We start from the raw sequence: 24,308 nt of genomic DNA, 5'->3' as shown, positions 1-24,308 counted from the left end.
AGAATCTTATCAAGGCTTGGGCATAAGTCTTAGCTTTTTGTCCTGGTTGGATAGAAGTTATTTAACAAAGTGGGCAGCAAAACCAGCGCACTAAGCAACATAAGAAGCATTACAAGAGTAGTGAGGAATCCAAAGTAGATTGTTGGGATAAAGTTGCTACTCATCATCGCACAAAATCCAACTACGATAATCAAAGTCGTATAATACATTGCACTTCCGATAGAATCGTGGGATTGGAGAATTGCAGTTTGTATGGAATGGTTTTTGGCTTCTACTTTGAAGCGGTGGATATAGTGAATCACATCATCTACACCGATTCCTAGCGAAATCGCCGCAATCGTAATGCCCATAAGATCCAATGGAATCCCACTAAACCCTAAGATTCCAAAAATCGCCCCTAAAGGAATCAGATTTGTTATTAGTGCGATAAGGGCGAGTTTGAGGCTTCTAAAAATCAGCAAGAAAACTAAAAAAATGATTCCAATCACAAAGCTTAAAGTATCCACTTGAGAAGTGATAAGGCTTTGAAGTAGGTTGTTATACAAAACCATTGCGCCATTGACTTGGAGTTGCACTTTTTCATTAGCAAGTAAAGATTCTAAATCTTTAGTGATTTGGGTGATGAACTCATCGCGCCTTAAGTCGGGTTTGGAATCAAATGTGCGCAAAACAAATCGTAGTTGGTTTTGTTCTAAATTGGCATAAGGGGTGAAAAGTTGCGATTTTAACGAATCTTGCGCATTTTTGTAGAGAAATGCAAGGGTGAAATCATCGGCATTAACACCTAGACCCTCTATCAAATGCACCAAGCTGTGTAGACTTAAAGTAGAACCCACATAAGGATTGCTTTGCAAATAAGAATGCACCATTTTAGCAAGACGCAGCTTTTGGCTATCAAACCAATAAGAATCCTGCGATTCTAGCGCGTTAAATTCCGCTTCAAAATCATCGTCTAAACTCTCTGCATCCTGTGCTTTTGTGGGGAATGTGAGGAGAATCTCCAAAGGCACGGTGCCACCTAAATCTTTGTCAATCTTTAACAAGCCTTGTTTGATGAGACTGGAATCTTTGAAATAATTGACAAAACTATTTTCAACTTTTAGATTTTGGATTCCATAAAGGCTAAAAAGTAGGCAAAGAAATGCGAGAAAATAGATGATTTTGGGCTTATTTATCGCCAAAGTCGCGCAGAATCTTAAAAAGTTTTGTTGTTTGGTTGAGAGTTTGGCGGTTTGTTTTGGTTTGGGCAAAAGTGCCAACATACTTGCAAATAGAACGAATGAAAAGAGCAAGGCAACGCTCACGCCAAGGCTCATTACGATTCCTAAATGAATAATGGGCAAAATATTAGAAAAAATAAGACTAAAGAATCCAATCATCGTAGTAAGTGCCGCAAAGAGGCTTGGCATTTGTTTGGTCAAAAGTGCCGCACAAAGGAGATTTTTTTGGGAAGCTTTGGGGAATTTGGAATAAAACTCTAAATAAGAGACGATTAAATGCACCACCAAAGAGACATTGATAATCAATAGCAAAGAGACATAATTAGAAGAAATCACCGTGATTTGATAGCCAAGGGCTGCGAAGATTCCGCTACTGACAACAAGAGTAAAAAGGCAGATAAAAAGCGTCAAAAACACGAATCGCAAAGCCCTAAAAAACACCCAAAGCATTCCTGCTAAAATCAGGCTTAGGCTCGTTCCATAGGTGATAAGGTCGGATTTGACATAGGCTATCATATCACTTGCGATGAGCGGGATTCCGCCAATTTGCAGGTTTTCGTATTTGTTTTGCAAATTTTTAAGCGCGGCGATGGTTTGATTCTCTTGTGTTTGGACTTTTTCTTTTTCTATTTCAATGAGCTTTTGAATCTCTTTTTTTTCGGATTCGTCGGTAGTCGCGCTTTTAAGCTCCCTTAAATAAGTTAAATGTGGATTGTTTTTAAGATAAATCACGATTCCAGCTGTTTTTGCGTCTTTTGAAATTAGATTTTGCGAATAAAAAGGGTGAGGGAGAATCTCCTCTCTTGCGAGTTTGGAATCTGTTTGGGGAGAAAGTAGGGTGAGATTTTCCTTTAAGGATTCTTGCCAAGAGAGATTGTGTGCACTTTTGAGCAAGGGTGCATTTAAAATGCTTAAAACTTCATCAATTTGTGGAATCTCCATTAAGTCTTGTGTTAGGGATTGCAAGACTGCAAGAGAATCTTGCGCGAAAACATCGCCATTTTTTGGGCTTAAGGCGAGGATTAAGAAATCCTTTGCTGCGTAATTTTTAGCAATGGATTCATAGGTTTTAAAGTCTTTGTCATTTTCTAATATGAGGCTATCAGAACTCGCGTTAATTGGGAGTTTGAGTGCGAAAAAGCCAAAAATAAAAAACGCCATAATACAGCAAAAAAGCGCGGTTTTAGGCGCATTTAGGATTGCGAGATAGAATCGCAAAATCAAAGAGAAACTATTGCTTTGGGGATTCAAAGGTAATTTCGCTTTTGAGTTTAGTAAGGAGTGTTTGGAAATCACTATGTGCTAGAATATCGCTAAATTGGGAACGATAGGTTTGAATCACGCTAATTCCCAAAATATCCACATCGTAGATTTTCCAATCCCCTTTATTATCGTAAAATTTAAAAATAATAGAATTTAGCTTCCCGTCTAAAACCATTGTGGTTTTGAGATTGTAGCGATTGGATTTAGTTTGTTCTCCGCCTACAACTTCCATATTTTCGTCTTTGTAGAGCCTAAGTTTGTCGGTGAAACTTTTTTTGAGATTTTGTTCAAAGGCGCGAGTGTATTCTGATTTTTGCGATTCTGAAAGGGTTTTGTATTCTTGAGAAAGTGAGAGTTGCGCCATAAGGGAATAATCAAAAATAGAATCAAAAAGCGTAAAAATTTCTTTGGCGATTTGTTGCGCTTGTGCATTGGAGAGTGTGGAATCTTTAGGGTTTGCCGATGTAGTTTTTTGCAAAATATTCATTGTTTTTTGAATGTTTTGCGTCATTGTGTTATCAATTTCGCTTAATTCTAACCCAAAAGCAAGACAAGAAAATAAGCCTAAAAGTAAAGAGAATCTAACTAAAAGTTTTGAAGTTTTCATCATTGTCCTTTTGTCTCTGAAATTAATTGCGCGCGTCTTTGTTCGTAAGCGTTGCGAAATAAAAGATAGCTATCAAGCGAATCTTGATACATAGAATCCAAAGTCGCTTTATGTCGCGCCATATAGTTTCCAGCTTCCAATACGCCTAGCCCAATGGCTAGTTCGCTAGGTTCAATGTAATTTGTCGGATAGGCAAACGCATTCAAAGGTAGCGCAATCGTATCGCGTAAATTGCTTGGACCTAAAAGTGGTAACACAAAATGGAATCCTCCTCCTATGCCCCATTTACCAAAGGTAATGCCAAAGTCATTGCGATGAGAATACAAGCCATTTTCTGAAGCAATATCAAAAATGCCTAAGATTCCAGCAGTGGAATTAAGTGCGAAGCGTCCTAACTCGTCCATTGCGTTTTTGGGTTCTCCAGCAAGTAGGATTGCAAGGAATCGCAGTGGGGCGGCGAGATTGTCAAAAAAGTTATAGATTCCAATCCTTAATCCCACAGGAGTAACGTAGTTATAAGCGTCCAATGCAGGGCTTAGCGCGTAGTTATAAATGCCGGTGTTAATATTGTGCATCAAGCGATTATAACCCATTAAAGGGTCATTTATCGTATTGGGTGTGGAGCTGTATTCCACTTCAAAGTCGTTCAAAAATTCTTCTTGAGGTTGGATTGGCGCAGTGTTTAGCCCCATAGAATCTTGTGCACAGACAAAAGTGCTTAATAAAAAAATAACAATCAATGATCGCATAAATCTCCTTGTAAATTCCGCAGGATTCGTTGGGTGAGCTGTTGCGTGGTGAGTTCTAATTGTTCTTCTATCGCTTCTACCTTTCCATGTGGGATAAAAGCATCTTCAAATTCAAAAGAATCAATGGAAATTGCAAGGTGGTGTTCTTGTGCAAATGCACTTAGAATATGCCCTACGCCACCAATTTTTGCACTATCGCTAAAAACAAACCAACGCGAATGGGTTTGCGCTAATTGCATTAAGGATTCTAAATCCAAAGGCTTCACAAAACGCAAATCTGCAAGTGTGCAAAGAATCCCTTGCTTTTCAAGCTCCAACATACAAGAATATGCGCGTCCTACGCCATTGCCAAAGCCTAATAGTAAGATTTTATTTTTGGGATTTTGCTCTGCGGATTCCTTTAGAATCTCTAGCTTTCCTCGTTTAAATGGGGTTGCAGGGAAGATTTCTTCTGCGAGTTTGAAAGATTTTCGCGGATAGCGAAAGGCGCAAGGAGCGTCTAAAAGGTCGTTTGCGAATCGCACAGCAAGTTTAAGTGTCGCTTGGTCTCGTGGAGCGAAAATCACAAAATGCGGAATCATATTTAAATAAGCAATATCAAAAACACCTTGATGTGTTTCCCCATCTTCTCCCACGATTCCAGCGCGGTCAATCGCAAATTTTACAGGCGTTTGCATAATGCCAACATCATGGATAATTTGGTCAAATGCGCGTTGTAAGAAAGTGGAATAAATTACAACAAAAGGTTTAAAACCCTCTTTAGCAAGGGAACTCGCTTGAGTTGTCGCGTGTTGTTCTGCGATTGCGACATCCCAAAAGCGGTCAGGAAATTCTTTGATTAACAAATCAAGCCCCGTTCCGCTAGGCATTGCAGCAGTGATTCCTACGACTTTGGAATCCTCTTTGGCGATTTCTGACAAAGTTTGCGAAAAGACTTGCGTAGGGGATTTTGTGTTGGCTTTGGATAGAATTGTGCCATTTTGTCTATCAAAAGGGCTGACGCCATGCCATTGTTCTAAATGCCCTTCAGCGGGGGAATATCCCTTGCCTTTGAGGGTTTGGGCATGCACGACGATAGGCTTTTTAATGCTTTTGGCAAGGCGCAGGGCTTTAATGATTTCTTTGAGATTATGTCCATCAATAGGTCCGATATAATCTAGCCCCAATTCTTCAAAAAGCATTCCGGGCGTGATGAGTTTGAGGGATTCTTCAAATCTCTTAGCAAGATAGGTAGCGTTTGGCATATTGTTGATGATATTGTCAATTTTGGTTTTAATATTTTGTGTGAATTTACCCGCAATTGCTTGGGAGAGATATTTACTGATTGCTCCAATAGGTTCTGCGATGCTCATTTCGTTGTCGTTGAGAATGATTACCATAGGATATTTATGGTCGCCAAGCTCATTGAGGGCTTCATAGGCAAGTCCCGCGCTCATCGCTCCATCACCGATAAGCACCACAGGAAGATTGTCTAGCTTTTTGAGTGAAAATGCTTTCGCCGCGCCCACACCTAAAGAAATAGAAGTGGAGCTGTGTCCGGCGATAAAATAGTCTTGCTCACTCTCGCTTGGCTTAGTAAAACCGCTAATTCCGTCCCTTTGGCGCAATGTTTCAAAGCTATCCCAACGACCGGTTAGAAGCTTATGTGCATAGGCTTGATGACTAACATCAAAAATAAAGGGATTTTTAGGATTTTCAAACACGCAGTGCATACCGATGATTAACTCCACCGCGCCTAAAGTTGAGCTTAGATGCCCTCCATTTTTGGAGACGACTTCTAGGATTCTGTCGCGAATTTTTTGTGCGAGTTCATTAAGAGAGGCAAAATCCTCTTCGCTAAATTCGTTTTGCTGCAAAATTTTTAAATACTTGGAATCTAAAGGCATTAGAGCTTATTCTCCAAAATGGATTTTTTCAGAGTTTCAAAACGAACGAAAATATCTCCGTCAATATTGCCCTCACTACTTAGAATCACAACCCCACCTTTGGCGATTGCTTGGTCTGCCTCTAGTGTAATGTGATTTAAATCCTTTAGGGATTCCTTGAGTTCTTCTAGGTCTCCGGGGAAGACTTTGAGCGTGATTTGTGCGTTTTGCGATAAATCTTGCAATAACGAACGCGCCAAAGAAGAAGCGATTTTCGCGCTATTAGTGCTGACTTCTGCGGCGATGACTTCTTTTGCGATGTCAAGCGCAATGGAGCTTAGTTCTTTTTCTAGTCCCAAAATATGGTTTTTGGATTCTGCGATTTGATTGTCAATGCGTTGAATGCTTACCCCATAAAGTTCCCGCTGACTATTGATTTGTGCTTCTAATTCTTGTTTTGCTTTTTGGTAGCCCTCATTGATTCCTTGTTCTTTGGCTTCAGCTTTTGCAGCTTCGACTTTTTGGCTGATTTCCTTTTCTTGTTTGTCAAATTGTTCTTGAAGCTTTTGCAAGGATTGCGCTAAAACATCGCTTTTTTGTAGAATCTTATCAATCACTTCGGTTTCAAAGAGTTTTAGTGCGGGAGCATCAACGCTGGGTTCTGCGGATTTTGGCGTTTCTTCTACAGCTTGCATAGTGGGTTGTGGTGTCGCTTCGCTGACTTGTGGTTCTGTTTTTGGTGGCATGGGCGTTTCTATTTTATTAGAAATTTCCATATTTCTAAAATTATATTTCTTAATGTCATGCCTTTCTTTGTGTGCCTCTGTGATGATGTTTTCATGTTCGTTTATATTATTCAATGGTATCCTCTTGTTCGCCGATTTGGATAATGCCTTGCTCTGAAAGCGATTGGACGGTTTCTACGATTCTGCGTTGTGCCGCTTCAACATCTTTGACCTTGACTGCGCCTAAAAACTGCATTTCCTCTAAAAATTGTTCCCCCGCTCTTTGCGACATATTGCCCATAAACTTTTGCTTTAACTCTTCTGGAGAGGCTTTGAGTGCTAAAATCAAATCTTTTTTGTCAATGATTTTGAGAATCTCACGAATTGCGTTGTTATCAAGCTTTTCAATGTCTTCAAAAGTAAACATCATTTCTTTGATTGCCGCGGCGAGTTGGTCGTCAATTTGTTCAATATAGGCAATCGTCGCTTTGGCGGCTTTTTGCCCTAGTCGGTTGAAAACTTCCGCAACTGCTCGGATTCCGCCCACTTCTACTTTGTAGCTTGTCAAAGATTCTAGTTTGTTTTCTAACACCGTGGAGACGCGTTTGACGACATTGGGCGAAATATCTCCTAAATTTGCCATACGAATCGCAATTTCTGCGCGTAAGTCATCAGAGAAGAAATTTAGCGTCTCTGCCGCATTGGTGGGGTCCATATGGGCGAGGATTAGCGCAATGGTTTGCGGGTGTTCGTGTATAATAAAGTCTGAAAGCTGTTGTGGGCGCACACGTGAGAGATAAGCAAAGTTTTGGGAAGATTGCATGGATTTGGCAAGTTTGTCCAAGACTTTTTTAGCTGCTTCTGGTCCTAGTGTGCGATAAAGCAATTCTTTAGCATATTCAAAACCACCTGTGGAAATGTATTGATTGGATTGAAAAATCGCATAAAATTCTTCTAAAACCGCTCCACCAAGTGCCTTGTCTATTCCTGAATTTTGGGCAATGTATTTGGAAACTTCTGTAATAGAATCCAAATCCAAATTGGAGAAAATTTCACCTGTGATTTCATCTCCTAATTGCACAAGCAAAATCGCAATTTTTTCCGCCATTGAAAATTCATCATATTGTGCCTGTTGTCGTGGGCTTAGCGTAATAGAAGGCATTAGTGTTTTCCTCCGCTCATACCATCAAGCCCTAGTTCATCATGCACTAGAGTTTGAAAAAGATTTGCAAGTTCAGCAGGTTTTTCCATAGCAATTTCCTTGATTTTTTCTAATAATACATTGTATTTGATTTCATCTTCATTGCCTCCACCAAAGCCAAGTTGGTCTTCAATTCTGCGACGCACTTCGTTAAGGCGGTCGTTGTTTTCTTCTTCATCTTCGTCAATTTTAATAAGGGATTCCAATTCTTCTTCTTCATCAGCTCGTGCTTCAAGCATACGCTCACTGAACGGAACAATGACTTTCTTGTAGAAGAAAAATAGAATCAAGCCTACGATAACATATTTAAGCAGCGGCATAAAAGGTGCTAAGAGTGAAGACGCAGTTTCAAGGAATCTCTCTAAAGGTGTGCGTGCTTTGAATCCTGATAATTGTCCATTAAGCTGGAAATTGCTCACAGAAACTTCATCACCTCGTTGTTGGCTATAACCAATTGCTTGACGCACAAGCGCGGAGATTTGTTCCATTTCTTCATCATTTAAGGCGGTGTATTCTAGCTTTTCTACGCCTTCTTCATCAAGCTCTCTAGAATATTTACCATCTACAACAACCGCAGCGGAAAGCCTACGAATCGTAGCAAACTCTCCTTTGATATTTGAAATTGTCTTGCTGATTTCAAAGTTAGTGGTGTTTTGGGTTTTCTCGTATTTTTCTTTTGTATCATCGTCTTCTAAACCTTGCACAGGTCCAATATTGCTAACAACTCCCGGAACGCCACCGATTTCTTTGGGGCGGAATCCTTCGCGTCTTTCTTCCAAATCTTGGATACTGCGCACGACATTGTTAGGATCGTAATATTCTTGTGTGCTTTCTTTTTGGGCGAAGTCAAACTCCGCTGTAACCTTTGCCACAACGCCCTCTCTGCCACCTGTAATAGGTGCTAGGATATTGACAATTTTTTCTTCTAAAGCCTGTTCAAAGTTTGTTTTGTAGCGTAATTGCGCGGCTGCAAGTTCTCTCGCTCCTCCTAATTCGTCTAATTCGCTTAAAGGTTCACCTTTTTCATTGACAACTTCTACATTTTCAATTGTCAAGTTTGGAATCGCAGAGGAGACGATGTTTTTGATTCCTGAAATTTGCTTTGGAGTTAAAGTCTGCGCGGGTTTGAAAGCAAGGACAACAGAAGCGGTTGGGGGAGTTTGTTCGCTTACAAACACGGTTTTTTCCGGCTGTGCAAGATGCACAGTTGCTTTTTGAATTGGCGCAAGACTTTCAATCGTGCGTGATAATTCTCCCTCTAAAGCGCGTAAATATTTAATGCGTTGGTCAAAGTCGGTTGCTCCAAAATCTTTTGTATCAAAGATTTCAAAACCTATCTTACTGCTTTTTGGGATTCCGTTACTTGCTAGTTTCATTCGTTCTTCATAGACATATTCTTGTGGAATCAGAATCGTATTGTCTTTTGGGATTTTGTAAGGGATTTTGTCTTGTTGGAGTTGTTGGACGATTAATGCGCCATCTTCAGGGCTTACACCTTCAAACAGCACTGCATAGCCCGGATATAAAACTCCTGCTTTGTTGGTGGAGTTCCACACGACAAGAGCGGCAATAAAGCCAACTACGGCGACAATAGTCGCTAGAATGACGATTTTTTGTTTTTGATTAAGTCGCTTATAAAGGCTTCTAATTTGGTCAAATAATGCTCGTAAATCCAATGCCTAAATCCTACTTTTGAGTGAGATATTGACGCAATAATGCAAAAAACTTTTGATTTTGTGTTGGCGTTCCTAGTGTAATGCGAATCGCATTTAAGCCATAAGAGGCGAGATTCCTAATAATCATACCTTTTTGCAATAAATAATCGGACACTTGCGTAGAATCCAAAGGTGCTTTGAAATAATAAGTAATAAAATTCGTATAACTTGGCGTGTATTCAAAGTCATTTTCTTTTGCAAAATTTTCAAATTCCGGCATTTGAGTTAGATTATTATGTAAACTCTTTTGGATATGTTCTTGGTCTTTTAACGCCTCTAGTGCCGCGCTTAAAGAAAGTGTTGTGATATTAAAAGGTGGGCGAAGCTTCATAAGGGCTTGGATAATCGTAGCATTTGCGATTCCATAGCCTATGCGCATACCGCCTAAACCATAGGCTTTAGAAAATGTGCCTAGATAAATTGCGTTTGGAAAAGCCTCAATAAGTGCTTTTGGGTTGATTGCTTTGCTGGGATCTTTTGCCTGTGCGTATTCTTGATAAGCCCCATCAATCACGACAAGGCAATCTTGGTCAATTTGCTTTAAAAATTCAAAAGTTTCTTTGGAATCCAAACATTCTCCCAAAGGATTATTGGGGATACAAAGGAAAATGATTTCTGGCTTGTGCTGCAAGTAGAGTTGTAAAAACTCTTGTAAATTATGTTCCCGACTTGCTGTGCGAATCACTTGTGCGCCTACGGCTTTGGCATAGACTTCATACATTGCAAAGGTTGTTTTAGCCATTAAGATTTTGCTTGTTTGATTGGCTTTTGCGTGGATACAAAATTCAATAATTTGGTCGCTTCCCGAACCGATAATAACTTCTTGGGTTTGCACATTGTAATGTTTGCTTAAAGCATCTTTTAATGCAAACATAGAATCGTCAGGATATAAATGCGCGTTTGTTGCGTTTTTGGCGATTGCTTCGATTGCCTTTGGGCTAGCACCTAGAGGATTTTCGTTGGAAGCAAGTTTGACGATTTCGTTTTCTGGGATTCCAAATTCTCTAACAACGAGTTCAATAGGTTTTCCCGCTTCATAGGTTTTAATAGAATCAAGCGTGGTGTTAAAAGTCATCTAAATACCCTGAAAAATAAAATAATTTCGCTATTGTAGCAAAATTTACCAAAAAGAAGCAAAAATTTACAAAATCATACGCATCATATCAATAAATTGGTCGGTGTTGCCCTTGATGATAAAATAAGAGATTCCCTCTTGTTTGGCGTTTTGCAAAACTTCTTCTTCCATTCCTTTAGAAATAATAGCGCAAAAAACAGGTGTGCCAACGGAATCCTTAAACATTTCAAGATATTTTTGTCTAAAATTCAAAATATTCATCTCTTTGACTTCCCATTCCATTACGATTACATGGAGTTCTACGGGGTTAGAGAGACGCAAATTATCGCGCGGGTCGTTAGAAGTGGTGATTTGCAAGTCGCTATCAAAGTTTTTAAGATATTCTTTGTAATATTTGCTATCTTTTGGGTCTTCTTGAATCAATAAAATATTTTTTTTGGAAAAGGCTTCAAGGTATTTTAGCAAATCAAAAAGCCCTTTGGTTTCATTGCGTATTTTGTTGCGGTCTAGGCTACGCAGAAAATATTTCAAAAAAGTTTTGGAGCTGTAAGTCCCTGTGATTCCAGCTTCAATAAAGAATCTCCGCACACTCAAACTGCGTTTAGCTCTCTGCCACAATAAGCGGTCTAAATCAAAGGCTTTGGCGTTTAAAAGCTTGATAAAATCTTGTTTTAATTCTTTGGTTAATGGTAAGTAGTTTTTCAAAAAAGGTTCAAAAAACTTGTCCGAAAACTCTTCCCCGGCTTTGGTGATTTTGGCTAGTTTTTCTTTTTGTTGTGAGAGATAATGCAGCAAATCCACATAGCGTTTGCGGAAACTTTTAAGATTGTTTTGCGCTTGTAGGTAACTTGCGCTTCCGGTATCATTACGCGCTGCAAATTGGTTTTCCATATTTTTAAGAGCTTGTCCCATGGAGGCTTGTTGGATTGCCGCACTTTTGATAATGGATTGGGTGGTTTGGATTAGTTCTTCGTTTTTGACAAATTCAATTTGACGCGCAAGAAAAATCTTTTCATACGAGTATTGCGGGGGATAGGAGGATTTTTTGATAAAGGATTCGTATTCTTTATCTAGTTTTCCAAGTTCTGATTTTAGGTTGCTTAAAGCCATATTTGGAATCGTGCTATCTAATTCAAAAAGGTCGTTATAGGCAGTAAAAAGGAATCTTTTAATGCGTAAAAAATCTAAATCTTTGTTGGATTTAATTTCTTTTTCATAGCGTTTGATAAGGTTTTCTGTGCCACCAAAATAATCATAAATACAATCTTTTATGCTTTTAGTTTGGTGGATAACAAACTCTTCTTTTAGGTTTTTTTTAGGACGTACCACGCTTACTTGTTTGGCGTTTTCGGAGAGTTCAAATTCCACTTCCATATTGGGCGAAATCTCTTTAAAATCTCCATCCCATACGCGCAAATCAAATTCAAATCTCCGCTTATTGTGTGCTTGTTCAATTAAGCCGCGTTTAGTTTGTGCGTTTAAGCCAACCAAAAAACCATTCATTCTGTCCCTTATAAAGAAAACTTCATTATATCAAAAAAACCTAAGATAGGGCTTTGCAATCCGCACCAAATCACTTAAAAATTGATTTTTTTGTTGTAGCCAATAGAATTTATCACAAACCAAAATGATTCCTTTTTTCGCGCGAGAAAAGGCGACATTAAGCGCAAAGAGTGCGTGCTGATTGTTGGAATTATTAAGATGATAATGCAAGATTACCGGAGAAAAGATAACATAATCAAATTCTTGCCCTTGAGAGGAATGAATCGTGAAAACGCATTCTTCCCGATAGAGACTTGGCATTGTTTTAAGGATTAATTGACGCTGATTGACAAAAGGAGTAAGAATCGCAAAGTCTTGATGCGCGTCAAGAAAAGTGTGCGCCAAATTACAACATTGCGAGGCTTCGTTAAAGTTTGCTTTATCTAAAATTTGTGTTTTGGGCATTTGCGAGACATCTAAACAATACAAAAAAGTGTCCGCATTTAAGCCTTGAAGATTGTTTTGGTAAATATAGTGATTTAATAATTGTGCGAGATTGTTGCCATAACGATAAGTTTGCGTGAGTGTAAAAGTCTTTGTAATAGGCGGATTCTCACTTGGTAGGGTTGTCTCTAAAAAGTCAGAATCCTTAGGAGATTCTTTGCCTTGTAGGCAATGGATTTTGAAAAACTTTTCCATAAAAAGCGAGGAATATTGCCAAAGTTTAGAAGGTTTCCATTGCGATTCTTTGGCGTCTGTCGTATTTAATACGCAAATAGGCTGTAGTTGTTTATGGTCTCCTAAAAGTGTGATGGGTTTGCCAAATGCGCAAAGCGGCAGAGTTTTAATCAGTGGTGCGAATCCTGCCTCATCAATGAAATAATGTTTAAAATCTATTGTGTGTAAATCATTTCTGCGTAAAAAAGTATCCAAAGTCATTGCGATAATTAAGGAATCTTGCAAGGATTTTTTGTAGTCTATGGCTTTATTTTCTAATAATAAATCGCAATTTTTTGGGAAATTTTCGGCAAATCTCTGACTAGGTGTGCCAAGTCTTAAGATAGTAGAAGTTTCAAAACCAATCGCGTCAAGATTAACAATCAAAGTCGTTAGACATTGTTCTAGGGCATTATTGGTGGGGGCTAGGATTGCGACTTTTAGATTTGCTTTGAGATAAAAGGCGAGTGCGTGGAGTAGCACGACTTTGGTTTTGCCACTACCCGCAGCACCCCAAATATAACAAAATGGGTTTTTAAAGATTCCAAAAAGCGCGTTGAGCTGCTCTTGATGCGGAGGAGTTTGCAAGTCTTTTAAGGCGTTAATATCAGGTTTTAAAATTGGAGGAATTGCAGGAAAATTTAGCGAATAATCTTGAAGATAGAAATTGATTACATTTTGAACCAAAAACTTTAAATCCGAAATGAGTTGCAGGGATTCTTTGTAGGCAAAGAGTTTCGCGCAAAGCTCTTCCTCTACACTTAAATGAAGCACTTTTAAACGCTCATCATAAGTAAGAATCCCAATCTCTTCTTTGGAATCTTTTTCAAGCGCAAATTCTCCTAATGGAGTGCGGAGAATCAGACTTTCCGTGCTTTTGAGTTTGTATTCTAGCTGCAAACGCAATCCAAAAATATCTTTTGTAATGCTTTGGAGCTTGATAATTTCAAAGCCCTTATCGTGCGTTTGTAGATATTGGAGATAGTTTTCTGCTGCGCCAATTAAGAAATCTTTAGAAGCGGAATCCAAACTTAAATCAAACAGGGCGCATTCCTTGATATTTATAGTATGCCGCACACGCTCCCTCATTGCTAACCATACAGCTTCCTAGCGGGTTTTGTGGGGTGCAAGATTTGCCAAAGAGTTTGCAATCAAAAGGCTTTTTGTTTCCTTTTAGAATCTCTCCGCACAAACAGCCTTTATGCTCGTCTTTTGCGATTCCACCTAAATGCTCTTTAAAAATTAAACTTGCGTCATAGTCGGCAAATTCTGCTCTTAGGCGCAAAGAAGAATGTGGAATCTCTCCAAGCCCACGCCAATAAAAGCAATCGTCCAATTCAAAATAACGATGCACCAATTCTTGCGCTTTACAATTCCCTTGTGTGGTTACGCTACGCGCGTATTGGGTTTCTACTTTGGGTGCGCCCTTAAGGGTTTGTTGGACAATACTTAGGAGGCTTTCTCCGACATCTAAAGGTTCAAATCCACAAACAACAATCGGAATCTTAAATTTCTCGAAAAGAGGTTGGTAGATTTGAGAACCCGTAATAACGCTCACATGAGAGGGTGCTAAAAGTGCGTTGATTTGGCAATCTTCTGCGCTTAAAATAGCTTCAAGTGGCGGTGGCACTAAAACATGGTTGATATGCAGGGCAATATTATGGAATCCTAAAGAGATTGCGCGTTCCAATAAAGCAGCAGACATGGGCGTGGTGGTTTCAAAACCGATTGCAAAATACACCACGCGCTTATTGGGATTCTCTTTAGCGATTCTTAAAACTTCCAAAGGAGAATAAACAAACCGCACATCTAAGCCTTTGGCTCTCGCGTTTTGCAAACTTCCATAACTTCCGGGAACTTTAATCATATCGCCAAGCGTTACGAGAATCACATTGTTTTGACTTGCGATTTTATACGCACAATCTATGCGGTTTTTAGGCATTATGCACACAGGACAGCCCGGTCCATGCACAAATTCTATCATATCGGGCAAAAGCTCCGGCAAGGCGTATTTCATAATCGTATGCGTATGTCCGCCACAAACTTCCATAACTTTTAGAGGTTTTTTTAAGTCTTTGCTTAGAATTTTTAAGGCATTAAAAATGCGCAAAATTGCTTTGGAATCGCGATAAGTATCAATGTAAGGATTTTGCATTATTTGCCCTCTTGTAAGATTCTTGTAATCAAGCCATCAAAATTTTGAGAATAGGGCGGATTGAATCCCATAACAGGAATCTCATAGCTTTGTGCAAAATTTTGCGTCCTAAAGGCTGTGGTGGTTTGCACACAGAGTTTTAGCAAATAGCGAGGAACAAGGCTAAAAGAAGCAGTGGGAGAAAACTCCTCTCTTGCTTCATTGTAATAATCTCTAAAATAGAATCGCACTTCTTGCAAATGAGGATTAGGAGACTTTTCATAAAGGATTTTGAAGCGATTGATAAAAGTATCTGCAAAGTCTTTTGGCACAACATCTGTATCAAGAGATTCCATATAAGTGAGCTTGGGATAAGGAATGTTGGGATTGGCTAATGGAGTGTTGGCACAGCCCAAAAAAACAAACAGGCTAAGACTTAAAAGAAAAAATGTTAGAATCTTGCTTTGCATTATATTCTCAAAATAAAAATTTTAAAATGCAAATTCTATCAAAAAAGCAAAGGATTTTGAAGTTTGAATCGTATTTTTGTGGCAAAAAAACCTCTTTTTGTTTCTTCTAACCATTATTTAAGCCAACTAAAACGAAGATTTGGCGAGAAAAAAGCCGGATTTAGTGGAATCCTAGACCCTTTTGCTTGTGGAGCATTACTAGTTGCATTTGGGCAATACACGAAGCTTTTTAGCTATTTAAACAAATCCCCAAAAGTCTATCAAGCAACGCTTTGGCTTGGAATGGAAAGCGATTCTTTGGATTTAGAAAATGTGCGTCAAGTGCATTGTGTGCCAAAGTTTTCACAAAAGCAAGTGGAATCGGTTTTGCAGGATTTTGTCGGCATTGTGCCTTTTGTGCCGCCCAAATATAGTGCAAAAAAAATTCAAGGTGTAAGTGCGTATAAACTCGCGCGTTTGGGCGAAGAGGAATTGCTCACAAAACATCTTAAAGTTCAAACAATGCAAGTAGAAAAGATAGAATTTTTGAATTACTCCCATCCCTTTGTTAGTTTTAAAGCTTGGGTTAGCGAGGGGGCTTATATTCGTTCTTTGGGTGCATTGGTAGCAGAGAGGCTAGGTTGTGTTGGTTCTTTGAGCTATTTGGAGCGCATAAGCGAGGGAGGATTGGAGTTTCAAGGCGAAAAAGCTTTGAATCCTTTGGAGATTCTTCCTTTTAAAAAACTAGATTTGCGCGGGGATTTAAATTTGCGCATATTGGTAGAAGATGGCAAGAAATTAACCCCCCAAATGTTAAAAATTCACGAATTTGGAAAATATATAGTGCAATTTGAGGATTTTTTCTCTATAATTTCACACGAAAATCAAAACTTAAAATATTTAGCAAACAGGATTCCTTTATGTTGATTTTATCAAGAAAAGAAAATGAGAGTGTTACGATTGGGGAAAACATCACGATTCGCGTGATTTCTATTGATAAAGGCAATGTAAAGATTGGCTTTGAAGCACCGCCAGAATTGATTATTTTGCGCGAAGAATTGAAGCTCGCAATTTCAGAAGAAAACAAAAAATCTATCCAGCAAAACACGCAAGGTAATGCTTTAGACAGACTTGTAGCGGCAAAAAAGAAAATTTAACAACGAGGATAAGAAGTTTTAATAATGGTCCCTAACGCACTTGCACAAGGTAATGTTTATCTCTCCTATGCAAAGATTAATTTATTTTTGAAAATCGTCGGCAAAACCTGCATAAATGGCACAAATTATCATTTGTTAGAATCCCGTTTTATGAAAGTGCCGCATCTTTATGACACGCTGACTTTTGAATGGAATGCGCCGAAATTTGAAATTGTGGGAAATTTCGATTGCGCATTGGAGCAAAATAGCATTTATAAAGCTTATCGTTTGCTAATGCCCTATCTTAGAGAATCCCAAAGTCAAGCTTTGGCGCATTTAAGAATCTTGGTTAATAAGCGGATTCCTAGCGGCGGTGGATTGGGCGGAGGAAGCTCTAACGCGGCTTGTTTTTTACAAGCAATTCATCAGATTTTTGGGCTTTCTTTGGATTTGCAGACTTTAATGAATCTTGGAGCGCAAGTAGGAAGTGATGTGCCGTTTTTTTTAAGTGGCTTAGAGATTGCAAATGTTAGGGGCAGAGGAGAGATTGTAGAATCCTGCAATAAAGCACAAAAGCCCGATGGCTTTGCCCCTTTTGAAGTAGAAATTATTATGCCGAAGTTACATTGTGAAACAGCAAAGGTTTATCAACAATACGCCAAGTTTTTTTATAATGAAGCGACAATCCAACAAAACCAAAAACAAAATTGGTTAGAAATCCCAAATAATGAGATTCTGCAAAAAACCCCCCAAGAAAATAACGACTTGCTTGTCGCGGCTTTAGCACTCTATCCTAAATTAGAATCTTATGTGGAACAAGGCTTATTTTTAAGTGGAAGTGGAAGCTGCTTTTGGCGCAAAAAGGATTCCACAAATAAAAAGCTTAAAAGCTTAGAATCCCAAAATATAGAATCGTGCGAGGGCGCGTCTTTTGAGGCTGAAAAGGCGATAAGGAAAGATTTGCTTGTCGAATCTAGGTTGTCTTCTCTTGCCTTAGAGACTTCAGAAGGCGCATTAAGTATGCAATCCCCAAATGCAGAATCCTTAGGAGAGGCGCGATGAAAATTGTCGCAACCAATAAAAAAGCGTCGTTTGATTTTTTTATCCTAGAGCGTTTGGAAGCAGGGATTGAATTAAAAGGAAGCGAAGTTAAGGCGATTCGCGCGGGGAAAGTAAATCTCAAAGATAGTTTTATCAAGATTGTTAGAGGAGAGGCGTTTCTCTTTGGTGCGCATATTGCAACCCTAGCGACAACGAATCTTCATTACAAGCCCGATGAAAAGCGTCCGCGCAAACTCCTCTTGCATAAAAAAGAGATTGATAAACTCTTTGGCAAAAGCCAAATTACCGGAAATAGCATTGTGGCGTTAAAGCTTTATTTCAATGTCCGCAACAAAGTAAAGCTAGAGATTGCCCTCGCAAAGGGGAAAAATCTGCATGATAAACGCGAAAGTCTCAAAGAAAAAATCCAAAAACGCGAAATCGCGCAAACCCTCAAAGAAATGCAAAAAAATAGATAAGGAAAAGAATGTTAGGATTGTCTTTAAAAGAATCAGTAGAATATGGAGTAATAGGTGTTTTGCTATTAATGAGCGTGGTGGCACTTTGGGCGAGTTTGGAGCGTTTGCTGTTTTATAAATACATTAAATTAGTGCTTTATACCAATAAAACCGAATTAGAAATAGACCTTTCAAAGAATCTTACTTTGATTGCTACGATTGGTTCAAATGCGCCTTATGTTGGGCTTTTAGGCACGGTGTTTGGGATTATTCTTACTTTCGTGCAAATCGGACAATCTGGAATGGTAGATACCGCAAGTATTATGACAGGACTTGCACTTGCCTTACAAGCTACCGCGGGAGGATTGCTTGTTGCGATTCCAAGCATTGTATTTTATAATCTCTTAATGCGTAAAAGTGAGGTTTTAGTCGCACAATGGGAGATTCTGCAAGAAAACAAAAAGGCAAATAAGGGCGGAGAATGAAGCATTTTAAAAGAATGGATAGCATTAATATCGTGCCTTTTATTGATATTATGCTAGTATTGCTTGTAATCGTTTTGACAAGTGCGACTTTTATTGTGCAAGGCAAGATTCCTATCGCACTCCCACAAGCGCAGGGTTCAGAGAAGATTACAAAACCTCTAAAAAGCATTGAAATCACGATTAATGCGCAAGGGCAATATTATTTTGATAAAACTTTGATGAATTTAGAATCTATCCAGCAAGAATTAAGCAAGATTCCGCAAGATACCCCGATTCTTTTGCGCGGAGACCAAAAAAGCTATTTTGAAAGTTTTGTTGCGTTGGTTGGGGCTTTAAATTCCAGTGGGCATAATAATGTAGAAGTGCAAGTAGAACAAAGAGAAGCGAAAGGTTTGTGATGTTTAGAGAAAGCTATGATTTATCTATGATTATTTCCGCTGTTGTTACTTTTATGGTGATTGTCTTAGCGATTCGTTTTGTGCTTTATTTGGCGAATCGCAAAGGCTCACAGATTCAAAAGCCTGATTGGGTAGAGGACGAACGCTTTGAAGTGCAAACTAAAAAAGGCAAACGCAAATAAAAAACAAAGAATCAAGAAGAAAGGAAAATAATGGAAACTCTAATCATTAATGCAGTTTTTACGGCTTTTATGTTAGCTCTTGCAGTTTGGGATTATCTAAGCTATGGCAAACAAAAGCACCGCGATTTTAAATCTATCATTATGAGTGCGGGGGTGTTGGGAACATTTGTCGGGATTTTTGTAGGTTTGCAAGATTTTGATGTGAGCAATGTAGAAAACTCCGTCCCCTCGCTTCTTGCAGGATTAAAAACCGCATTTTATACTTCTATTTTGGGTATGGCGTTGGCGATTTTGCTTTCAATCCTGCAAAAAAGCAAAGCCGTCAAAAGCGATTTTGAAAATATGCTAGATTATTTTTCTCTACAAGCAGGGAAGTTAGACAAACTAGAATCGTTGGGGAAATTACAAGAAATTGTGATACAAAATCAAAATAACATAGAATCCCAAAATGCTTATCATAAACAACAAGCAAGTCATTTTAAAATGCTAGAAGAGCAGTTTAACAAAACCAATCTTGCCTTAAAGGAAGCAATGCACCACCTTGCACAAGGAGCTTCAAAGGAGCTTATCGCGGCATTAGAGGGAGTGATTAAGGATTTTAACCAGCGTATTACAGACCAATTTGGAGATAATTTTAAAGAGCTAAACCAAGCGGTTTCGCAGATGATTTTGTGGCAAGACCATTATAAGGATTCTATTTCAGGGCTAGATTCTAGCCTTAAAAGCACTTTAGGCTTATTTGAATCCACTAAAGATTCCTTAGAACTAATTGCTAAGCGAAATTCTGAAGTGTTAGAGGTTTATAATGCCTTAGCGCACAGCATTGAAGCTTCACGCATTGAAAACGAAAAACTCTCACAACTCTTGCAAGGTTTTGAGAAAATGCACGAAGACGCAAGGGCGGCACTTCTTAGCGTAGAAAATTTGAGTCAAAACCTACAAAACACACATACGCAGACTTTAGAATACACCAAAGAATCTTTAGACGAAGTACAAAACTTCCTTGCAAAAAGCACAACAACACATCAGGAAAACACGCAAAATATGCTAGAAGATAGCTTTAAGGCATTACAAGAAAATGCGCAAAAACAAAGAGAACAATTAAATGCCTTGCAAGACGCATTTAGTGCGTTTAATCAAGCATATTTAGAACAAAACAAAGAACATTTAAATGAAGCTTTGGAATCCCTAAAAACCACTTCGCAAGACTTTATGGAATCCTTAGAGCAAAGCGATTCTGCGTTGAAGCATAAAAATTTAGAAATGGTGGCGCAGATTGAGGGAAGCATTAAAGAGAGAATGGAAAAGGTCAAAGAAAGCTTTGAAAACAGCTTGGAGGTGCTAGAAAATGCACAAAAAGAATCCTTGCTATTGGTAGAAGAACAAGCCAAACGAAGCGATGAAGTGCTATTGCGCCATACGCAGGAATTAGAAAGCACACTAGAAAATGCAAGTAATACTCTGCAAAATCTAGGCGAACAAGCCCAAAAGAATCTTACAAAAAATTCCGACGCCCTAGAGCAACATATTTCCAATGCGGTGTTGAATTTTGATAAACTCTTAGGAAACACGACAAAAACCTTAGAGGAAAATTTCCGCGATTCTAAAGAATCTCTAACAACACTAAGCAAAGAGATAGAAAGTTCTATGCTTACGACTACAAAGTCTTTGGATTCTTTGCTTAATGATACGGCAAATACTCTAAGTCAAAGCACACAAAACATTGAAGAATCCTTAATTCATACCAATTCTACTTTGGTGGATTCTTTTAAACAAAGCACACAAGAAATCACGGAATCCCTTAGTCAAAATCATCGCAAAATCGCAGATGATTTTGCTAAAAGCACACAAGAAGTGCAGCAGGGATTCCAAAGCTTCAACGAATCTATGCGTGAGAATCTCTCCAAAACGACAGAAGAAATTGGCACAAGCGTTAGCAATCTCATAGAACAAAACCAAATACATAGTCAAAGTTTGCAAGATTTGATGACAAAAAATGTGCAAGATTTTAAAGAAGATTTAACGACAATGCACAAAGAAAGCCAAAGCTATAACGAGCAGATTCAAAGCCAAATTAGAAGTTCTTTTGGTGAATCTTATAAAAACGCCCTAGAATCTTTAAGCGCGTATTTGAAAAATACCACCAACGCATATCAAACCCAGCTTACGACAATGGCGCAAAATACGCAAAAAGTCAGCTTAGAAGCGCACCAGAAATTAGAGCAAGATTTACAAACGCGCTTGATGGCGATTGCACAAGGCTTTGAAAGCAATGCGCAAAAGGTTTTGGCAAGTTCTGAAAGTTTAGCGACGAATCTTCTAAAAACGAGCAGTGCGCAGCTAGATTCACATACGAAAGAAATGATGGCAAGTTTCAACGCGCTAGATAAAAACATTAAAGAATCTCTGCAAACAATGGCAAAAAGCTATCTTGCAAGTTTAGAGATTCTCACTCAAAAAAGCATAGAAACTCCAAGAAATGCGAGTGTAGAGCTACTCAATGAGTTTAATAAACTGCAAAAAAATCTAAGCGATGCACTGACAAAAACCTATCTATCGCTAGAAAATAACCGCAAAGAAATTGATACGATTCTAAAAATCACGCAATCCAACATTGCGACTTCTTTAAATCAAACTTCCGCACTCAATGAGAATCTTTGCAAATCACTAGGCGACTTAGATGGCGCACTTTCTAATATCACTTTGGGATTCCGTCAAGATTATGAATGGTTTTTGCGTAGAATCCGCGAGTTAATGGGAGCTAGAGGTTAATGGCAAATTCTCAAAAAGGCAATGAATGGATTAGTATCTCTGATATGATGGCGGGGGTGATGATGATATTTTTGCTAATTGCCGTATCTTATATGGTGGTTATTAGCAAGACGGAGAAAAAACTCGCGATTCAAAATGCCGAGCTTTTGGAACTGAATCGCCAAATGAGTGATATTGCAAAAACGCATAAAGATCTGCAAATGGACCTTTATCAAGATTTGGTTTCGGAGTTTTCTAGTAATTTGGAGCGTTGGAATGCCGAGATTGATACAGATAACACCGTGCGATTCAAAGAACCAGAAATTTTGTTTGACCAAGGGCAAAAAGAAGTAAAATTGCGATTCAAAGAGATTTTGGACGATTTTTTTCCGCGATATATTAAGATTCTATCACAAGAAAAGTATAAAGAAGACATTGAAGAGATTCGTATCGAAGGGCATACTTCCACAGAATGGCAAAATGCCAATACGCTAGAATCTCGTTATTTGGGGAATGCAGAACTTTCTCAAGCGAGGGCATTGGAAGTCTTGAAATATTGCTTTAGTAACAAGCAAATTGACGCGCAAAAGCAATGGCTTATTAGTGTGTTGCGTGCGAATGGTTTAAGCTTTGCTAAGCCGCTAGAGACGCCTGAACTCTCACGAAGAGTGGAGTTTAAAGCACTCACTAAGAGCAATCAAAAGATTCTTAAGATTCTTAATGTCAATCAAGAATTGCAAAATACAGAATCGCAAGGCTTGGAAAATGTAGAGCTGCAAAACGAGGATTCACAAAATGCACAAAGCGTAGAACCGCAAGAAGCGCAAAATCAAGAATCTCAAAATATAGACAATCAAGAGGAAAAAGAGATAAGGCGAGAAGAGGCGACAGAAAATAAGGAAAATAAAGGAAAAAAAGCGTAATTATGAAAAAACTAGCGATTGTTTTAAGTGGAGATTTACGATTGGATTTCGCGATTGCCAATGTTATTATTGGACTAAAGCGATATAATGAGGATTTGATAGATACGATTTATGTTTATTCGGATATGCCCCAAGAGAGGCGAGAGCAAATCACTTCACTTTGGGCGGATAGGATTGTTTTTGTGGATTTTGCTTATGAGGATTTTGCTAGAGATTTTGCCATAAGCACAGGCGGAGAAATCCCTAAGCTAATCGCAGAAAATAAGCGTTTTGGGCATTATATTTATGCGAAATTTTATTGCTTTGACTATTTAAGTGATTATGAAAATGTCCTTTGGCTAGACGCGGATACTTTGTGCTTAAATTCATTAACGCCTATTTTGTGTGGAGAAGCTCTTAGTTTCAAATGGCATAATGGACAAACAAGCCAAATCCGCGCGTATTTACGCGCAACTTCTGCGGGGGGGGGGGGATTTAGCAGAAAAAGCGCATAAACCTAATGGTGGAGTTTTAAGTTTTTCGCATAATATTTTAGAAAAGACGCAGTTTAGCGGTGCGGAGCTAAGGAGTGAATGTTATAAAATCGTGCTAGATTTGTTATTCGAAGGATTTTTGGAAGAGGTTGCGATGAGTGATGAGATTCCTTTTGGGGTGATTGCCTATCGTTTTAATCTTGCTTTTGCGCCTTTAGTAGTAGCAAATGTTTCGCCTTTTTATGCGGATTTAGATTCTATTATTATCCACGCAGCAAGTGATGCGAAGTTTTGGTCTTCACCCATTGTCGCGATTCTTTATAATGAATGGTGGCTCAATCATAAGCAGTGGGAGAAAATCGCAGGAAAAAAGGTTTTAGAACTTAAGCAAAGCAACTTGCCATTGCAAAGCGTTGGGGATTTGTGCCATAGCCTGCTTGGTTTGCACTATTTTAAACCCTTGGTGGAGCTCTTAGGAGAAACACTCGTTGAGAAAGGGCTGTATTTGGGATTCTGTTTTGGTCGGGAGCTGTGCGTGTATTCTAAAGTCTTTGGCAAATCCGTTTTTTATCGTTTGAGTTTTTGGCAAGTTTATGGACAATGGTGGGTTTCTTGTGAATTACAACTTGTGCTTCATCAATCACAACCAAAAGGGATTTTGGAATCCTTAAAAGCGAAGTTTGAGGGCGTGAAGTGTGAAATAAAGCAAAATGAAGTAATTTATCATATTAAACAAGTTAATATCAAGAATCCCAAAAGTGTTTTGGAAGATTTGTTGTGTTTGCATTCTGTGAGCTTTGGACTGATAGTAAAAGATCTTGGTGTGAAGCTTGAGATTCCTGTATGCACGAGTGCCAAATCCCGAATCCAAAACCACCTTGCTTATAAAATAGGGCAGATTCTAACTAAAGACTCTAAAAGTTTTAGTGGAATCTTAAAAATGCCTTTTAAATTAAGCTTTGTTTATCTTAAACACAATAAAGAACAAAAAGAATATAAAACAAAAATCAAAAACAATCCCAATCTAAAACTTCCGCCATTAGAATCCTATCTAGACTATCAAGAATCCTTGAAAATCAAAAAATACTTCTCTTACAAAATAGGTGAAGCATTCTTAAATATTGCTAACAATCCTAAAGATTCTACTATTTCTGCGGGGGGGGGGGGCAATTTCAAGATTCTTTGCCTTTATCCAAAAAGTGCGTGAGTTAAGAGGGGAGCTAAAACAACAAAAGAATCAAAATAAGAAGATTTAAAAT

22 protein-coding genes and 1 pseudogene are annotated in these 24,308 nt (G+C 38.6%); 11 read left to right on the top strand and 12 right to left on the bottom strand.

Annotated features, from left to right (window positions below; all coding sequences use genetic code 11):
• Positions 1–29: 29 nt before the first annotated feature.
• The 12 genes from LS69_RS08810 to LS69_RS08755 form a co-directional block, all read right to left on the bottom strand.
• The gene (locus LS69_RS08810; protein WP_238699285.1) at positions 30–2,471 is read right to left on the bottom strand and encodes an MMPL family transporter; all 2,442 of its coding nucleotides are present in this window, start codon (positions 2,469–2,471) and stop codon (positions 30–32) included.
• The gene (locus tag LS69_RS08805) at positions 2,452–3,090 is read right to left on the bottom strand and encodes an ABC transporter substrate-binding protein (RefSeq protein WP_238699284.1); all 639 of its coding nucleotides are present in this window, start codon (positions 3,088–3,090) and stop codon (positions 2,452–2,454) included. Before LS69_RS08805 ends, LS69_RS08810 begins: the two co-directional genes overlap by 20 nt.
• On the bottom strand, positions 3,090–3,839 hold the full coding sequence (locus LS69_RS08800) for a VacJ family lipoprotein (RefSeq protein ID WP_138124192.1): 750 nt from the start codon (positions 3,837–3,839) through the stop codon (positions 3,090–3,092). Before LS69_RS08800 ends, LS69_RS08805 begins: the two co-directional genes overlap by 1 nt.
• A complete protein-coding gene (gene dxs / locus LS69_RS08795; protein WP_138124190.1) occupies positions 3,827–5,725 on the bottom strand; it encodes a 1-deoxy-D-xylulose-5-phosphate synthase in 1,899 nt (632 codons plus the stop codon). Before dxs ends, LS69_RS08800 begins: the two co-directional genes overlap by 13 nt.
• Positions 5,725–6,564, bottom strand: a complete 840-nt coding sequence (fliH, locus tag LS69_RS08790) for a flagellar assembly protein FliH (protein ID WP_138124188.1) — start codon at positions 6,562–6,564, stop codon at positions 5,725–5,727. Before fliH ends, dxs begins: the two co-directional genes overlap by 1 nt.
• The gene (gene fliG / locus LS69_RS08785) at positions 6,557–7,591 is read right to left on the bottom strand and encodes a flagellar motor switch protein FliG (protein WP_138124186.1); all 1,035 of its coding nucleotides are present in this window, start codon (positions 7,589–7,591) and stop codon (positions 6,557–6,559) included. Before fliG ends, fliH begins: the two co-directional genes overlap by 8 nt.
• Positions 7,591–9,306, bottom strand: a complete 1,716-nt coding sequence (gene fliF, locus LS69_RS08780; RefSeq protein WP_138124184.1) for a flagellar basal-body MS-ring/collar protein FliF — start codon at positions 9,304–9,306, stop codon at positions 7,591–7,593. The genes fliG and fliF overlap by 1 nt, the downstream gene beginning before the upstream one ends.
• A 10-nt stretch (positions 9,307–9,316) precedes the next feature.
• On the bottom strand, positions 9,317–10,420 hold the full coding sequence (gene hisC / locus LS69_RS08775) for a histidinol-phosphate transaminase (RefSeq protein ID WP_138124182.1): 1,104 nt from the start codon (positions 10,418–10,420) through the stop codon (positions 9,317–9,319).
• 66 nt (positions 10,421–10,486) lie between these two features.
• Positions 10,487–11,923 carry a hypothetical protein gene (locus LS69_RS08770; RefSeq protein ID WP_138124180.1) on the bottom strand — a complete coding sequence of 479 codons (1,437 nt, stop codon included), beginning with the start codon at positions 11,921–11,923 and terminating at the stop codon, positions 10,487–10,489.
• Between the two features lie 30 nt (positions 11,924–11,953).
• Complete coding sequence (locus LS69_RS08765; protein WP_238699283.1) at positions 11,954–13,696, bottom strand: AAA domain-containing protein; 1,743 nt, start codon at positions 13,694–13,696, stop codon at positions 11,954–11,956.
• Positions 13,656–14,774, bottom strand: a complete 1,119-nt coding sequence (gene hypD / locus LS69_RS08760) for a hydrogenase formation protein HypD (RefSeq protein WP_138124176.1) — start codon at positions 14,772–14,774, stop codon at positions 13,656–13,658. Before hypD ends, LS69_RS08765 begins: the two co-directional genes overlap by 41 nt.
• Positions 14,774–15,223: a hypothetical protein gene (locus LS69_RS08755; RefSeq protein WP_138124174.1), complete on the bottom strand. Its 450-nt coding sequence runs from the start codon at positions 15,221–15,223 to the stop codon at positions 14,774–14,776. Before LS69_RS08755 ends, hypD begins: the two co-directional genes overlap by 1 nt.
• 63 nt (positions 15,224–15,286) lie before the next feature.
• Between LS69_RS08755 and truB the strand changes: the two genes are divergently transcribed.
• From truB to LS69_RS08700, 11 genes and pseudogenes are all read left to right on the top strand, one after another.
• Positions 15,287–16,129 carry a tRNA pseudouridine(55) synthase TruB gene (gene truB, locus LS69_RS08750; protein WP_138124172.1) on the top strand — a complete coding sequence of 281 codons (843 nt, stop codon included), beginning with the start codon at positions 15,287–15,289 and terminating at the stop codon, positions 16,127–16,129.
• Positions 16,123–16,359: a carbon storage regulator CsrA gene (gene csrA, locus LS69_RS08745; protein WP_138124170.1), complete on the top strand. Its 237-nt coding sequence runs from the start codon at positions 16,123–16,125 to the stop codon at positions 16,357–16,359. The genes truB and csrA overlap by 7 nt, the downstream gene beginning before the upstream one ends.
• Before the next feature lie 24 nt (positions 16,360–16,383).
• Positions 16,384–17,400, top strand: coding sequence for a 4-(cytidine 5'-diphospho)-2-C-methyl-D-erythritol kinase (locus LS69_RS08740; RefSeq protein ID WP_138124168.1), 1,017 nt, complete (start codon positions 16,384–16,386; stop codon positions 17,398–17,400).
• Positions 17,397–17,858, top strand: a complete 462-nt coding sequence (smpB, locus tag LS69_RS08735; RefSeq protein WP_138124166.1) for an SsrA-binding protein SmpB — start codon at positions 17,397–17,399, stop codon at positions 17,856–17,858. Before LS69_RS08740 ends, smpB begins: the two co-directional genes overlap by 4 nt.
• 8 nt (positions 17,859–17,866) lie before the next feature.
• Positions 17,867–18,322, top strand: a complete 456-nt coding sequence (gene exbB / locus LS69_RS08730; protein WP_138124164.1) for a TonB-system energizer ExbB — start codon at positions 17,867–17,869, stop codon at positions 18,320–18,322.
• The gene (locus LS69_RS08725; RefSeq protein WP_138124162.1) at positions 18,319–18,720 is read left to right on the top strand and encodes a biopolymer transporter ExbD; all 402 of its coding nucleotides are present in this window, start codon (positions 18,319–18,321) and stop codon (positions 18,718–18,720) included. Before exbB ends, LS69_RS08725 begins: the two co-directional genes overlap by 4 nt.
• Entirely contained in the window at positions 18,720–18,902 is a 183-nt protein-coding gene (locus LS69_RS08720; protein ID WP_138124160.1) for a hypothetical protein, read from the top strand. The genes LS69_RS08725 and LS69_RS08720 overlap by 1 nt, the downstream gene beginning before the upstream one ends.
• A 30-nt stretch (positions 18,903–18,932) precedes the next feature.
• Positions 18,933–21,674 carry a hypothetical protein gene (locus tag LS69_RS08715; protein WP_138124158.1) on the top strand — a complete coding sequence of 914 codons (2,742 nt, stop codon included), beginning with the start codon at positions 18,933–18,935 and terminating at the stop codon, positions 21,672–21,674.
• Positions 21,674–22,393, top strand: a pseudogene (locus LS69_RS08710) (OmpA family protein); the annotation flags it as partial. The gene LS69_RS08715 and the pseudogene LS69_RS08710, both read left to right, overlap by 1 nt.
• Before the next feature lie 185 nt (positions 22,394–22,578).
• Positions 22,579–23,070 carry a glycosyltransferase gene (locus LS69_RS08705; RefSeq protein WP_138124154.1) on the top strand — a complete coding sequence of 164 codons (492 nt, stop codon included), beginning with the start codon at positions 22,579–22,581 and terminating at the stop codon, positions 23,068–23,070.
• Complete coding sequence (locus tag LS69_RS08700) at positions 22,991–24,256, top strand: hypothetical protein (protein WP_138124152.1); 1,266 nt, start codon at positions 22,991–22,993, stop codon at positions 24,254–24,256. Before LS69_RS08705 ends, LS69_RS08700 begins: the two co-directional genes overlap by 80 nt.
• Positions 24,257–24,308: the final 52 nt, after the last annotated feature.

This window comes from Helicobacter sp. MIT 05-5294, from assembly GCF_000765675.1.
Taxonomy (GTDB): Bacteria; Campylobacterota; Campylobacteria; order Campylobacterales; family Helicobacteraceae; genus Helicobacter_D.
This window is presented reverse-complemented; position numbering and strand designations above follow the sequence as displayed.